This window comes from Methylophilus glucosoxydans, from assembly GCF_042676145.1.
GTDB classification, from domain to species: Bacteria; Pseudomonadota; Gammaproteobacteria; order Burkholderiales; family Methylophilaceae; genus Methylophilus; species Methylophilus glucosoxydans.
In genome coordinates, this window is sequence record NZ_JBHTJW010000001.1 from 367395 (window position 1) to 381167 (window position 13773).

The following is a 13773-nucleotide window of genomic DNA, read 5'->3' on the forward strand; positions in this document are numbered from 1 at the left end:
TTGGAGCTTAAGACTCTTAAGGAGGCTGTGATCATGAGCTTTCTATATAACTTTGATATGAGTAAAGTTATATCGCATTTCAAACTCATGCCTAAAGAAACACAAATAAGCGCAGAGGTGAATGTTGTTGATGTGATTAACCAGTCATTTGTCGTTTCAGGAGATCAAGACTATTTGGCAGCTCGTTTTATGGCAATTAACGGATTGTCCCGAGCCTTTTTCTGGGCTGCCGCACAGGCTGTCGAGAAGTACTTTAAAGCTTTTCTTCTGATGAATGGTCTCAGTGTCCAAACCTACAAAGGTCATCCAATAATTAAATTATTTGAAGCTAGCCAATCTGTTGATTTGTCAATTTCAAGGCTCGATATATCACCTCACGTTTGTATTCCTATCAACTCATCTGTTAATAAGCATATTAGAAGATTTACCGTAGTTGAGTTACTCAAAGATTTTGAGAAGTATGGTTCTGCTGATAACAGATATAATATTTTCGGAATAGATTTTAATACTGGTCATTTGTTGGCTTTAGATGCTCTTATATTTCAATTGAGAGAGTTGATAGGCGTTGATCCAATTGAGAAAAGTTTTAGTAATCTGGGTTCGGATGTTTTAAACACTTTTCAGAAATATAACCCTTGGTTTTATCCAGGTGTTCCAATGACTGAGGTGCCAAATCCACAATTTCCAATTTCAAATTATATTAATGCTACTAAGTATGAGATTTTAGAAAAAAATAAGAAAAATCCAGCTTGTCGCTTAGCTTTGGTATGGTTGAGAAAGCATATGAGATTGCCAGAGTCTAAGTTTCCAGATTGAATCTACAAAGTTAGTTAATTAAATTATTCTTTGAAATACCTATGGCACAATATTGCAATAGGTTGTCACATGAAATTACTTTCCATCGAATCCTCCACCGAAACCCTGTCACTGGCCCTGCAAACCGAGGCCGGTATGTTGACGTTTGATGAAGTCACCGGCCCTGCCGCTTCGCAACGCATCTTGCCGGAAATCCAACATTTATTGATGAAGGCTGGCGTAAAGTTGCCTCAGTTGGATGGCATCGTCTATGGCATGGGGCCAGGTTCATTTACGGGTGTGCGTGTCGCCGTCGGCGTGACACAAGGCTTGGCTTTTGGTGCAGATTTGCCAGTGGTAGGGATCAGCTCGGTCTTGGCCGTGGCTGAGACAGCGTGGCTGCAAACGCAGTCCGAGAAGGTGCTGGTGTGCCTGGATGCACGTATGGGCGAGGTCTATCATGCTGCGTTTATCCGCGAAACGGATCAGTGGCTGGCGGTGAGTCCGCCGGTGGTGTGTAAGCCACACGAGGTGCCTGCGATCGCGGGCGAAGGTTGGTTGGGGGCGGGCTCGGGGTGGCGGGTGTTTGCCGAGGGCTTGTCCGCGCAATATGCAAGGCAGGTGAGTGAATTTGCCCCTGAATGTTTGCCTAAAGCCAGTGCCATGCTCGCGTTGGCGCAGCCATTGTTTGTGGCTGGGCAAGGGCAGGCGGCCCATGAGGCGGCCCCTTTGTATGTGCGCAACCGGGTGGCGTTGACCGCCGCCGAGCGTGCGCAAGGCCAGACCTTGTAAGGGCCATATGAGCGCATTACCACATTCTCAACCCAGTTTCAGGCCGATGACAGAGCAGGATCTGTCTGCCGTGATGCGTATCGAACCCACCATTTACAGTCATCCATGGACCCTGGGCAATTTCAAGGACTCCCTCAATGCCGGCCATAGCGCCTGGGTCATGGAGTTGGCGGGCGAGTTGGTCGGCTATGCGCTGGTGATGATGGTGCTGGATGAAGCCCACTTGCTCAATATCAGTGTGGCAAAACCGTTTCAGGGGCAGGGTTTTGGGCGTGCGTTGCTGGCGCAGATGATTGCCATCTCTCGCCGCTATCAGGCGGCCAATATGTTTCTTGAGGTGCGGGTCAGCAATACGTCCGCGATTGCCTTGTATGAGGCGGTGGGGTTTTGTGAAATGGGTATACGCCGCAATTATTATCCGACCAAGAGCGGCCGCGAGGATGCGGTGCTGATGGGCTTGGCCTTATGAGCAGGAGGGCATGATGAGCTTGACCCGTGACGATATGCTGCGTGAACTGGAGTTGTTGCCAGCATGGCATGTGCGCATGCCGCCAGTGCTAGAGATGGCTGCTGCCATGCCGCAAACAGCGCCTGTGTCTGCGGGCGAGCAAGTGACCCATGTCGCAGAAAAAGCGGTCCCTCCAGATGTGACAGAGACCGCTCCCGAGTTACCTGTCACTGAGTCGCCAACCTTGATGCCAGTGGCTGCTGCTGGTGAGCCAGAAAATGTTTCCCTGCCCAACTGGCAGCCCAACGTTGCTGAAGAGGCCCCCATGCACAGCGTGTCGCTTGACGCGCCAGTGCTGGCGCTTGAGGTGGATCACCCTGTAGAGGATATCGCCGCTGAGACACCAGCCGAGAGCGTTGCAACGCTGATTCAGTCTCCCTGGCTGATCTATTCGACCCGCCCCGTTGACGCCCCCAGCCAGCAATTGCTGCAAAACATCATGCAAGCCATGCAGTTACCTGCTGATGAGGTGACCGTGACTCATGAACCGTTGCAACGCGCACAGGTCAGCAGCCGCTTTTGTGTGCTATTTGGCCTGGCGGCCGCCAATCAGTTTTTAAATGCCCAACATACCGAGGTCGCAGCCGTGCGTGGTCAGTTGCATGCAGTGGGTGACTTGTGGTGTGTGGTGACGCACGACTTGGCTGCGATGTTGCAAACACCTGCGCTCAAGCGTGAGGTATGGCAGGACTTGTGCCTGTTACTGGCAAAGAAAAGCGAACTGATGGCTTGAATAAACACTTCTTTGGCCGCATCTATTGCAGTGTTGTGGAGTGTTTGAATGTGGCTAACCAATCGTGGCAAGCCCGTCACCACCAAATATTTTTAAGTGATTGAAGACTGGAGTCTCAAATATGCGCCGTTTATTCACTCTGTTGTTGCTGACTGCGACACTTAGCCTGTCTGGGTGTGGCTATAACCAGTTCCAAAGCCTGGATGAAGAAACCAAAGCCAATTGGTCTGAAGTGCTCAACCAGTACCAGCGCCGGGCCGATCTGGTGCCTAACCTGGTTTCGACAGTCAAAGGCTATGCCAGCCACGAAGAAAAAGTACTGACTGAGGTGACCGAGGCGCGCGCAAAAGTCGGCAGCATGCAAGTGACGCCAGAGTTGCTGAATGATCCTGAGGCGTTTGCCAAGTTTCAGGCGGCGCAAGGTCAATTGACCAGTGCCTTGTCACGCTTGATGGTGGTGTCAGAAAACTACCCTAATCTGAAGGCAGATGCCAGTTTCAGGGACTTGCAGGCGCAGTTGGAAGGCACAGAGAACCGTGTCACCGTGGCGCGTAACCGTTACATCGAATCCGTGAAGAAATACAACGTCGCCGTACGCAGCTTTCCAAACAACCTGACCGCCATGATGTTTGGTTATCAGCCCAAGCCCACGTTTACGGTAGAAAACGAAAAAGCCATTTCTAGCGCGCCTAAAGTCGATTTTGGTGACAGCAAGTAACGGCGGGTGGCTTTGCGCTTAAGAGCATTATTTCTTACCTGGTGCCTGTTCTGCATGGCGCTGGTCAGCCATGCAGACGATCTGGTTGCTATCCCTGCTTTACAGGCTGCGGTTACCGATTTGACGCAGACCTTGCGTCCTGAAGAGCAAGCGGCCCTGAACCAGAAGCTGAGCCAGTTTGCACAGCAAGCTGGCTCGCAGGTCGCGGTACTGATCTTGCCCAGCACGCAGCCAGAAGACATCGCGCAATTTGGCATTCGCCTGGCCGAAGCCTGGAAAATTGGCCGCGATAAGCAGGATGATGGCGTGATTGTGATCGTCGCCAAAAACGACAAAAAAATGCGCATTGAAGTCGGCTATGGGCTGGAAGGGGCGATTCCTGACGCGATTGCCAAGCGCATTATTGCCGAGCAAATGGCGCCGGCCTTCAAGCAGGGCCAGTTTTACAACGGCCTGAATCTGGCCACGGATACCTTGATCAAGCTGATACAAGGCGAGCAACTGCCCGCAGCGGATAAATCATCCTCGCATCACTCAAATGCGGATGGCTGGATGACCATGCTGCCGATATTGATGTTTGCCGCCATTATCGCCGGGGCGATTTTCAAAAGCATGTTAGGGGATTTTCCGGGCAGCCTGGTGACTGGCGGTGCGTTGGGTGTACTGGCCGGATTCATGGGGGCCACTTTGCTGGTCATGGGCTTGGTCGGCCTGGCGGCATTTGTCTTTACACTGGCCATGGGCGGGCGCGGTGGCAGTGGTATGCCGTATTCTGCGGGCGGCTTTGGCGGCTACTCAGGCGGCAGCCGTGGGCCAGATATTTTCAGTGGCGGTGGCGGTGATTTTGGCGGCGGCGGGGCTTCCGGCGATTGGTAAACTAAACACATGAAACCCATTCATCCTCTCAAACGCTGGTTTAAGCATGCCTGGAGCCATCCTCGCCAGGTCAAGGCGCTGTTTTCTGCACAGGCGCTGGCCAATATTGAAAATGCTATCTCACAAAATGAACACCATCATGCCGGTGAAATACGCGTGGTGATTGAATCTGGCTTGCCTGCCTATGCTATCCTGCGAGGGCTCACCCCAAGGCAACGCGCCATTCACTTGTTTGGTCAGTTGAATATCTGGGATACCGAGCATAACAATGGCGTACTGATTTACCTGTGTCTGGCCGATCAGGATGTAGAAATTGTCGCCGACCGCGGTATTCATCGGCAGGTGGGGCAAGCAGGCTGGCAGCAGATTTGCCAGCAGATGGAAGGGATGTTCAGAAGTGGGCAGTTTGAAGCAGGTGTGGTTTACGGTATTCAGGCCATTGGCCAACATTTGGCAGCGCATTTTCCGCCCGAAGCTGTGCCGCGTAACGAGTTGTCTAACCGCGTCCTTATTCTCTAGCGCACACCTGTTCTCCGGTTTTGTATTGGCCTGCTTATCGGGCGCGATGCCAGCACAGGCCGATCTCAAAGACATCTATCGTATTTATCACAGTCCCCCCGCCCTGCAAGCTTTTGAGATTTGTCATGGCGGGGGCTGTGTCCAGTCAGACGTGCTGAGCCTGAGCCCTGCCGAATGGGATAACGTCGAGCAGCTATTTACGCCGCTGCCAGCGACTGCAGAGGCCGAGCGCGAGGCCATTGCAAAAGCCATCGGCCTGCTGGAGGACATAGTCGGTACCAAAATTGGTACTGCAGCAGACCGCGCCGGGACGTTTAACAACAGTGAATACCTGCATCAACAAGACTGCAACGACGAAGCCATCAACAGTACGACCTATCTGCGACTGATGCAGCAAGCTGGCCTGATCCGTTACCATGACATTCTGGATACCCGCACCCGCAAGTTTTTTCTAACCGGCTGGCCACATACGGCCGCCGTCATCCGTGAGCAGGCCAATCAAGCTGAATATGCGGTTGATAGCTGGTTCTACGATAACGGCTATCCGGCCACCATCATTCCGATGGCGACCTGGAAAGACGGATACATTCCTACCGATAGTCCGATCTTGCAACGGCCACAGCAAAAAGAGGCGACAGCCGAGTAGGCGCGGATGACGCCGCCAGCGAATAAGGCTAAAATCGCGCTTTCGGATTTTAATTAAAGTTATTCTTATGCGCGCCTCACAATTTTTCATTGCTACCCAAAAAGAAGCCCCTTCAGATGCTGAACTGATCAGCCACAAACTGATGGTGCGTGCCGGCTTGATCAAAAGGCTGGGTAGCGGTTTGTATAGCTGGATGCCGCTGGGCTTGCGCGTATTGCGTAAGGTGGAAAACATTGTGCGCGACGAAATGAACAAGGCGGGTGCGCTGGAGCTGTTGATGCCCGCTGTGCAGCCTAAAGAGCTGTGGGAAGAAACTGGCCGCTGGGCGGTGTTTGGCCCACAAATGCTCAAGATTCAGGACAGGCACGAGCGTGACTTCTGCTTTGGCCCCACGCATGAAGAAGTGATTACTGACATCGCGCGTAAGGAAATCAGCAGCTACAAACAATTGCCGTTAAATTTTTACCAGATTCAGACCAAGTTCCGTGACGAGATCCGCCCGCGTTTTGGCGTGATGCGTGCCCGCGAATTTTTGATGAAAGATGCCTACTCTTTCCATACTAGCGTCGATTGCCTGGTGAATACCTACAACACCATGCACACGGCTTACAGCAATGTGTTTACGCGCCTGGGTCTCAAATTCCGCGCCGTGAAAGCTGACTCTGGTGCCATTGGTGGCGACGGTTCGCAAGAGTTTCACGTACTGGCAGACAGTGGCGAAGATGCACTGGCCTATTGCGAGCAATCTGATTACGCGGCTAACGTCGAGCTGGCCGAAGCCGTAGCGACTGGCAGCCGTGCCGCAGCCACAGCAACCATGCGTGAAGTGGATACGCCCAAGCAAACGACCTGCGAAGACGTGGCCAAATTGCTGGAAGTGCCTGTGAGCAAAACCGTGAAGTCGGTGGCCTTGCTGGTGGATGGAGTGTTTACGCTGGCTTTGTTGCGCGGTGATCATCAACTCAATGAAGTGAAATTCGGCAAGGTAGAGGGCGTGAAAGAGTTCCGCCTGGCCGCCGAAGAAGAAATCCGCGCCAACCTGAACTGCCCGCCTGGTTTTATTGGCCCGGTGGGTGTGAATGCCAATGTACGCGTGGTGGCCGATAGAACCGTGGCCCTGATGAGTGACTTTGTCTGTGGCGCCAATAAACCTAAGTTTCACCTAGCAGGGGTCAACTTTGGCCGCGATTTGCCTGAGCCAGCCATCGTGGCCGATATCCGCAACGTGGTAGAAGGCGATGCAAGCCCGGATGGAAAAGGCACCCTGAGTTTGTGCCGCGGCATTGAAGTCGGCCATATTTTCCAGTTGCGCACCAAGTATTCAGAAGCCATGCAGGCGACTTACCTGGACGAAAACGGCCAATCACAAGTGATGGAAATGGGCTGTTATGGCATTGGCGTGTCACGGATTGTGGGGGCAGCAATTGAGCAGGGCAATGATGACAAGGGCATTATTTTCCCATTGAGCATGGCACCGTTTGCGGTGGTGATCTGCCCGATCGGCCTCGATAAGAGTGAGGCCGTCAAACAGGCCGCGTTTGAGCTCTATGCGCAACTGCAACAGGCGGGTGTAGATGTCTTGCTCGATGACCGTGGCGAGCGTCCGGGGGTCATGTTTGCAGAAAGCGATCTCATGGGTATTCCGCACCGCGTGGTAATTGGTGACCGTGGCCTGGCTGAAGGCAAGGTGGAATACAAAGGCCGCACCGATGCTGAAGCACAAAACCTGCAAGTGGCTGATTGTTTGGCCTTTTTGCAGCGAAAGCTTGCTGAGTAATTAGCGGGATTTATTCCCTCTTTTTGCCCGTCCACGGCACGCCGCTTGTGATTACAATAGGCAACATGAAAAAAGTGTTTTTTTATGTGTTTGCCTTGTTGGTCACCGGCCTTTGTCTGTGGGCGGCGCCTTCTATGGCGGGCAATCAAAAAGAAGAGCCGCTGGCCAATAGCGTTAAAGCGGTGATGCAAAAATCCGTCAGTGACCTGGCGGCGCCGCGCCTGATTTTTGATTCCGAGCAAGCGGCACAAGTCTGGTTGCAAGAAATGTCAGCCCGCTTGGCCAAGCGCATGCCAGACGCGCACTACCGTGAAGATTTTCTCAAGTCCGTGCATTATGAAGCCACGCGCGCCGGGCTGGATCCGCAGTTGGTGCTAGGTCTGATTCATGTTGAAAGCGGGTTTAAAAAGTATGCAGTCTCTAGCGTGGGCGCGAGAGGCTATATGCAGGTGATGCCTTTCTGGGTGCAGTCTATTGGTACGCCTGAACACAATCTGTTTGATATGCGCCTGAATCTGCGTTATGGCTGCACGATATTGCGCCATTATCTGGATATTGAGCGCGGCGATTATTACCGGGCCTTGGGTAGATATAACGGCAGTCTGGGCAAGCCGGACTATCCGAATTTAGTGGTGGGTGCCTGGCGCAATCATTGGCATTACACGCCATCGCCGCAAGTGATCAAAGTGAATATGACCAGCAGCCAGTAAAAAGTACTTTACAGGTAACGTGTGCCTGCCAGCAATCAAAAAACCGCGCTTGAATCAGCGCGGTTTTTTTATGGGTTACTTGACCACCTTGAATCCGTAATAGGTGCCAAACTCGCCTTCCGATTCGTGATAAACGAATAGCATGCCGTTGGTGTATCCCAGCCCATTAAAGTGATTTTGTGAGCGCAGTTTCATGGTAGCGGGTAAGGCGCTTTTACCCACATATTGCCCGTTCAAGTCAAAAATCAATACGGCTTTATGGTCTACGTCTAGCAAGGCCAGCTCATTACCCGCCACACCGGTGAAGGCGACAAAATGGTCGCTGACATCATCGTGGGCTACTTTGGCTTTGGCAAAGTCCAGCTTGATCTCCTGCAGTTTTTCGCGCTGCTTGGTGTCCACAACAAACACCAGATTGCCGTGCTCTTGCTTGGCGAAATAGTGTTTGCTCACTGGGTCATAACTTGGCATGGTAGCCGCATCGCCAAAGGCGGGGTTGAATTGCGAAATTTCGCCCGAAGTGCCCAGCAGTTCGCCAGTCTCGGCCACGTCCAGGCTGAAAATCCCTGTGTTAGGCAAAAAGCCTACCGCGCTAGAAATGTTGTAAGTGATGATCTCCAGTTTGCCATTATTGGGGTTGAAATAGAGCGAGCGGTTATCAAACCCCGGTTTGGCTGACTGCACATACTTGCCGTCGCCGGTAAACGTATGCACTTCAGACTTGGAGATGGGTGCTTCAAACTCGCTGCCCATGGGCGCCAGGCCGCCATCGGCAATGTAGTAATGCTGGTTGGCGGGCAAGTAGGCCACGCCCATAGGGCGTGTGGTTGGTTTCTTGGCCAGCGGGATTTTGATGCCGATTTCTGCCTCAGGCAAAATCTCGGCCTGGGTGGTGAGCGTCAGGCATAGCAGTGCCAGGCCGCTCAAAGTTTTTGGGATGAATTGCATATCTCCGTATCCTAGTTTTTATCAGTGTTTAATAGACGTTATTTTAGTCTGCAAGTTTAACGCTGGGCGGATTACTTGCGCGTGATCAGCATGGCATCGCCATAACTAAAAAAGCGGTAAGACTGGGCAATGGCGTGCGCATAGGCCTCACGCATCAAATCGTAACCGCCAAATGCCGAGACCAGCATCATCAAGGTGCTCTTAGGCAGGTGAAAGTTGGTGATCAAACGGTCTACCAGTTTAAACTCAAATCCTGGCGTAATAAAAATATCCGTGTCGCCATGGTGCGCAAACAACTTGCCGGCATGTGCTGCGCTTTCCAGCGTGCGCAATGAAGTGGTGCCCACGGCTGTGACCCGTTTGCCTTCAGCACGGGCTGCGAGGATGGTAGAGATGGTCTCTTCCGGCAAATGGTAAACCTCGCTATGCATATGGTGCTCGGCGATATTGTCTACCTTCACTGGCTGAAACGTCCCCGCGCCCACATGCAGCGTCACATAACGCACATGGACGCCTTTATCCATTAGCGATTGCAACAGCACCTCGTCAAAATGCAACCCTGCCGTTGGCGCGGCCACTGCGCCCGCATGCTTGGCAAACACCGTCTGGTAGCGGCTATCGTCGGTCGTATCTGCCGCGTGCTCAATATACGGCGGTAAAGGTAATTGGCCATACTGTTCCAAAAAGTCATACCACGACTGTTCGCCAAGTAAGCGAATATGGAACATATCCTGCACCCTGCCGAGCACCTCAGCCTGCATCTCGCCAGCCAGGTGCAGCATACTTCCTGCCTTTGGGGAGCGGGATGATTTGATTTGCGCATAAGCTTCTTGCGGCGACAGCACGCGGTCTATCATCACCTCAATCTGTCCGCCAGTGGCTTTCTGACCAAACAATCTGGCCTTGATGACTTTGGTATCGTTCAGGACCAGCACATCGCCTGCGGCAAACTGCTCGCTAATCTGCCGGAACAAATTATCCTTAATGGAACGCTCTTGCGCATTGACCTCCAGCAAGCGGCTTTCTGAACGATTGGGTAACGGATATTGGGCAATCAGGTGGGGCGGAAGATAAAAATCGAAATCTAGAGTTCTCATAAGTCAAAATTATGGTTATAATAGAGGTCTTTGATGTCCTACATTATATCCCATGCCGGGATGGCGGAACTGGTAGACGCACTGGACTCAAAATCCAGCGCCGCAAGGCGTGCCGGTTCGATTCCGGCTCCCGGCACCAAGAAGTACTCTAAGTAGTACCAAAAAGACTCAAAATAGTATGAATTTCAAAGGCTTAGATGAAAATCTAGGCCTTTTTTCATATCATATCGTCGCTTGACATGTCCCGGTTTACAGGGGTAACTTTGGGGGTAACAAAATTTACCCCTATTACCCCAAAATGGCACTAACAGACACAGCGTTACGCAATGCCAAGCCAACTGATAAAGCATATAAGCTATATGACGAAAAGGGTTTGTACCTGATTGTTAACCCAAACGGGGGTAAGTGGTGGCGATTGAAGTATTATTTCAACGACAAAGAGAAAACGCTTTCCGTCGGCACCTACCCTGAAATATCACTTGCTACAGCAAGAGCAAAACGTGATGAAGCCCGTACGCTGGTGACTGAAGGTAAAGACCCAAGCGAAGCCCGTAAAGATGCAAAGGCACGTGCTAAGCTTGAGGCGATTAAGACCTTTGAGGCCATAGCCAATGACTGGCATGCCCTACACAATAAAAGTAAGTCAGAACGTCATCAGCAACGAGTTAAAAGATGGTTAGATTATTACTTATACCCAAGCTTAGGTCAGAAGGCCATCTCAAGCATAACAGCCCCTATGGTTTTAGAGACCACCAGTATATTGCAGAATCAAAACAAGTTAGAGACTGCGCACCGTGTCATACAAACGGCAGGGCAAGTTTTTCGCTATGCAATCCAAAAGGGTTTTGCTACCTACAACCCAGCTCCAGACCTTAAAGGTGCATTGCCACCACCAGTAGTTAAAAATATGGCCGCTATGATTGAACCTAAAGACGTTGCGCAACTGCTACGCAGCATTGATGGTTATAAAGGTACTTTAACCGTTCGATGTGCAATAAAGCTTGCGCCATTGCTTTTCCAGCGTATCGGTGAGTTAAGGCACATGAAATGGGTTGATCTTGATTTTGAGAACAATGAATGGCGCTACTTGGTAACTAAAACCAAAACACAGCACATTGTGCCTTTGTCCAAGTCAATGTGTTTGAATATGAATTATCGGTGAGTCTTAAATCTGTACAAATCGACTATTTCAATAAAAAATAACAACCATCACGTTCGGTAGCTTCAGTTAGGGTCAGGAGAGACGTAAGGCTGGCTTGCATGGTCAAGTCGCTATTGAGGTAGAAAGAAAAAATTGATAAAAAAGCGAAAGAACCATGACACGACCCACACGGCCCAAATTGGCGTTAGTTGGGTAACATGGGTTGTTGAGGGGCTATGGGGCTGCGGTGTCGAAGTGATTTCCGCTCACAATGACAACAGCATCGACATTCTTATATTTCTCAAGCGCAGTGAAAAGACTGGTGGATACGCTGGGCCGACGGGCGACGTGATTTTCGCACAAATCAAAACCGGATATTGTAAGTTGATGCCACCGACAAGTGGGACTTATAAAATAAATCTGAATCGAACGCACATCGAAGCACATTTACCTCGCTGGCTCTCAATGCCAGGTCCTGCGATCATGATTCATGTGGTACCTCCGCGGATTACCAAAGGGGACCCTGTGGCATACTGGACAGATCTTAGAGATCCGCAAACCTTTGCTAAGCCAACTACCGTCACATTTGACGTGAGGCGAAAATTTGATGCGCAAGGTAAGGGGCGTATCTACAACCTCTGCTGGCGGTGGGCGGAGTTGCGTAAACTCCCAATCCTAAAAGCTCCTGGGGTAGTTGAGTGGTCTGAGAATCACACACCTCTTCATGTCCATTCACTTTCGGGCAATTTCCACGACCACTGTCGTGGATTCTATAAGGATTGGATGTTACATAGTAAAGTAAATCCAAACGAGTATATTGCTGAGGTTACTAACAGGGGATGGCGGCACATGACACGTATAGGTCGGCCCAAGAGGACGATGTTTCAATCACTGTTACTCCTCCCGGTGGCTAGCATGATGTTGGCGCGATCCTCCGCACTTGTCCCAAAGAATATGAACAACCGTCATGAGAAGATTCTCCCGAGTGGCGCAAAGTGGTCACGGCATTATGAGGCATTGACAGCACGAGTGACCTTCTACGAGCGACAGGAAGCAGTCATTCGAGTCATCATTGAGTGCACGGAAACAAAACCGGCCAAATCAGATGGCGAATCCAAACCATTGGTAACTCGTACGCTTTACTCGATTTACGAACTGGCAAGAAGACGCTAAAAAATGAGGGGGTGCATGGGAAAAACGTTGGAGCCAGACCTTGGACTGCTTGCCGAAGCAACATTGCGTTTTGACAATCAGGACGCATACCCGAAACTGACCCACATAGCTTCTCCCTGCACCGATCAATTATGCCATTTTCCCAGTTATTAGCCTATTGCCCTATACTTAGCTTTGAAGCAGGACAAATCGCAGAAGCCATTCACTCATTTAGAAATGTCACTTACAGTGTTCCTGGCAGTCTCTCTAACATATTTGCCAGAGACGGAAAAAGCTTTTAACTCCGCTTGGGATGAGTGTACATGTGCTCTGAGAAGACTCACTTAAAGAAGAATACCTCGATCATAGTCAGTCGGCTGGCTGATACGACGGTAATCCCGGTTGAGATAGTTGACCGTTATGGTGGCTTGGCTTGGCGTGGGAATTGCGGTTTGCCCAGGTGGGAGAGACTCAAGGTTAACGCCTTAGGTCTTTTTTGTTTTGGCTGGGATCCGTGTTGATGGTTCTATTAGAAATCCTCATGCTTGGGTGCGAACTTTCGCGTCTATGATTTCATCGATGAGGCGTGCCTTCCAAACGACACCAAGTTGCGCCTCAAGCTCGGATTTTCCGAGTCGTCCGGAATACACCCCAACGAACATATCTCCCTCGCCGAACCAATCTTCATCGCTTGGTATAGCCGAACCTAGGTCTTGCTTATAGAATCCTCGGAATCGCAATATGACAGGAGAACCTGACATCCCAGAACGAGTAGCCGTGTCTATCAGGAAGTTAGGCTGCGATGTGCCAGGCTCGGTAGCCACACTGGCGCGCTTCCAGATTGGCATACCGTGTGTATCCAGGAGACCAAGCGGGTAACCGAGGACAAACACATCTTGCGAAATTCCCAGCCGCATCGAGGTACTGGGTAATTCATTTAGCACGATGGCTCGAAAACGGTCCGGGAGTTGAACAGGGAGGACGCCAATGTCCACCTCGCTGCCGTGCACCGGATGCACAAGCCAGGCTGGTCCCATGCTGTCATTGAGTGCGATAGGCAACCACTCTCGCGAAATGGTATTTTGGTTTAAGCATGCATAACACAGCAAGTTGTCAGGGATACCGCCATGCGACGCCATAGGCTGTTTAGTGATCGGATCTCTGCCTGAATAGTTGTGCCAGTTGGAGACCAAGTACAGTGCGCCACCTCGCTTGTAGAAGAACGCTGTTCCCACGGCCAACTCAGTTTCACCGAATCGCATTTTAATAAGAAGCAGCGCTTGAGAGTAAGGATCTGTCTGAATGAGAGCCATGCTGTTTAATGTGAAAGTGAGCGGCCTGCGCGACTAATTGCACAAATC

At 51.1% G+C, this 13773-nt stretch carries 15 protein-coding genes and 1 tRNA gene; 13 read left to right on the forward strand and 3 right to left on the reverse strand.

All coding sequences use genetic code 11. From position 1 onward, the window contains the following. Positions 1-33 precede the first annotated feature (33 nt). The 10 genes from ACFQ1T_RS01770 (at position 34) to ACFQ1T_RS01815 (ending at position 8074) form a co-directional block, all read left to right on the forward strand. Complete coding sequence (locus tag ACFQ1T_RS01770; protein ID WP_379073529.1) at positions 34-816, forward strand: hypothetical protein; 783 nt, start codon at positions 34-36, stop codon at positions 814-816. 69 nt (positions 817-885) lie between these two features. Then, positions 886-1587, forward strand: a complete 702-nt coding sequence (gene tsaB, locus ACFQ1T_RS01775) for a tRNA (adenosine(37)-N6)-threonylcarbamoyltransferase complex dimerization subunit type 1 TsaB (RefSeq protein ID WP_379073531.1) — start codon at positions 886-888, stop codon at positions 1585-1587. 7 nt (positions 1588-1594) lie between these two features. Then, a complete protein-coding gene (gene rimI / locus ACFQ1T_RS01780) occupies positions 1595-2056 on the forward strand; it encodes a ribosomal protein S18-alanine N-acetyltransferase (RefSeq protein ID WP_379073533.1) in 462 nt (153 codons plus the stop codon). Between the two features lie 10 nt (positions 2057-2066). Next, positions 2067-2828, forward strand: a complete 762-nt coding sequence (locus ACFQ1T_RS01785) for a hypothetical protein (protein ID WP_379073535.1) — start codon at positions 2067-2069, stop codon at positions 2826-2828. Positions 2829-2949: 121 nt separating this feature from the next. Beyond that, positions 2950-3546, forward strand: coding sequence for a LemA family protein (locus ACFQ1T_RS01790; RefSeq protein WP_379073537.1), 597 nt, complete (start codon positions 2950-2952; stop codon positions 3544-3546). Between the two features lie 54 nt (positions 3547-3600). Next, positions 3601-4422 (forward strand): TPM domain-containing protein, encoded by an 822-nt coding sequence (locus ACFQ1T_RS01795; protein ID WP_194749327.1) that lies wholly within the window; start codon positions 3601-3603, stop codon positions 4420-4422. 9 nt (positions 4423-4431) lie between these two features. Next, on the forward strand, positions 4432-4941 hold the full coding sequence (locus tag ACFQ1T_RS01800) for a TPM domain-containing protein (RefSeq protein ID WP_379073540.1): 510 nt from the start codon (positions 4432-4434) through the stop codon (positions 4939-4941). 46 nt (positions 4942-4987) lie between these two features. Then, positions 4988-5587 carry a hypothetical protein gene (locus tag ACFQ1T_RS01805; protein WP_379073542.1) on the forward strand — a complete coding sequence of 200 codons (600 nt, stop codon included), beginning with the start codon at positions 4988-4990 and terminating at the stop codon, positions 5585-5587. 67 nt (positions 5588-5654) lie between these two features. Next, positions 5655-7364: a proline--tRNA ligase gene (locus tag ACFQ1T_RS01810; protein WP_379073544.1), complete on the forward strand. Its 1710-nt coding sequence runs from the start codon at positions 5655-5657 to the stop codon at positions 7362-7364. A gap of 65 nt (positions 7365-7429) precedes the next feature. Further along, positions 7430-8074: a lytic transglycosylase domain-containing protein gene (locus tag ACFQ1T_RS01815; RefSeq protein WP_379073546.1), complete on the forward strand. Its 645-nt coding sequence runs from the start codon at positions 7430-7432 to the stop codon at positions 8072-8074. 75 nt (positions 8075-8149) lie between these two features. On the opposite strand, the gene ACFQ1T_RS01820 is transcribed toward ACFQ1T_RS01815, so the two are convergent. Beyond that, a complete protein-coding gene (locus ACFQ1T_RS01820) occupies positions 8150-9022 on the reverse strand; it encodes a hypothetical protein (RefSeq protein WP_379073548.1) in 873 nt (290 codons plus the stop codon). A 71-nt stretch (positions 9023-9093) separates the two neighbouring features. After that, a complete protein-coding gene (queA, locus tag ACFQ1T_RS01825; RefSeq protein WP_379073550.1) occupies positions 9094-10119 on the reverse strand; it encodes a tRNA preQ1(34) S-adenosylmethionine ribosyltransferase-isomerase QueA in 1026 nt (341 codons plus the stop codon). Positions 10120-10173: 54 nt separating this feature from the next. On the opposite strand from queA, the gene ACFQ1T_RS01830 reads away from it, so the two are divergent. From ACFQ1T_RS01830 to ACFQ1T_RS01840, 3 genes are all read left to right on the forward strand, one after another. Beyond that, a tRNA-Leu gene (locus tag ACFQ1T_RS01830) sits at positions 10174-10258 on the forward strand. Positions 10259-10417: 159 nt separating this feature from the next. Then, entirely contained in the window at positions 10418-11281 is an 864-nt protein-coding gene (locus tag ACFQ1T_RS01835) for a tyrosine-type recombinase/integrase (protein WP_379073552.1), read from the forward strand. A gap of 132 nt (positions 11282-11413) precedes the next feature. Next, on the forward strand, positions 11414-12433 hold the full coding sequence (locus ACFQ1T_RS01840; protein WP_379073554.1) for a DUF4365 domain-containing protein: 1020 nt from the start codon (positions 11414-11416) through the stop codon (positions 12431-12433). A gap of 518 nt (positions 12434-12951) precedes the next feature. On the opposite strand, the gene ACFQ1T_RS01845 is transcribed toward ACFQ1T_RS01840, so the two are convergent. Continuing rightward, complete coding sequence (locus tag ACFQ1T_RS01845; protein WP_379073556.1) at positions 12952-13725, reverse strand: trypsin-like peptidase domain-containing protein; 774 nt, start codon at positions 13723-13725, stop codon at positions 12952-12954. Positions 13726-13773 lie beyond the last annotated feature (48 nt).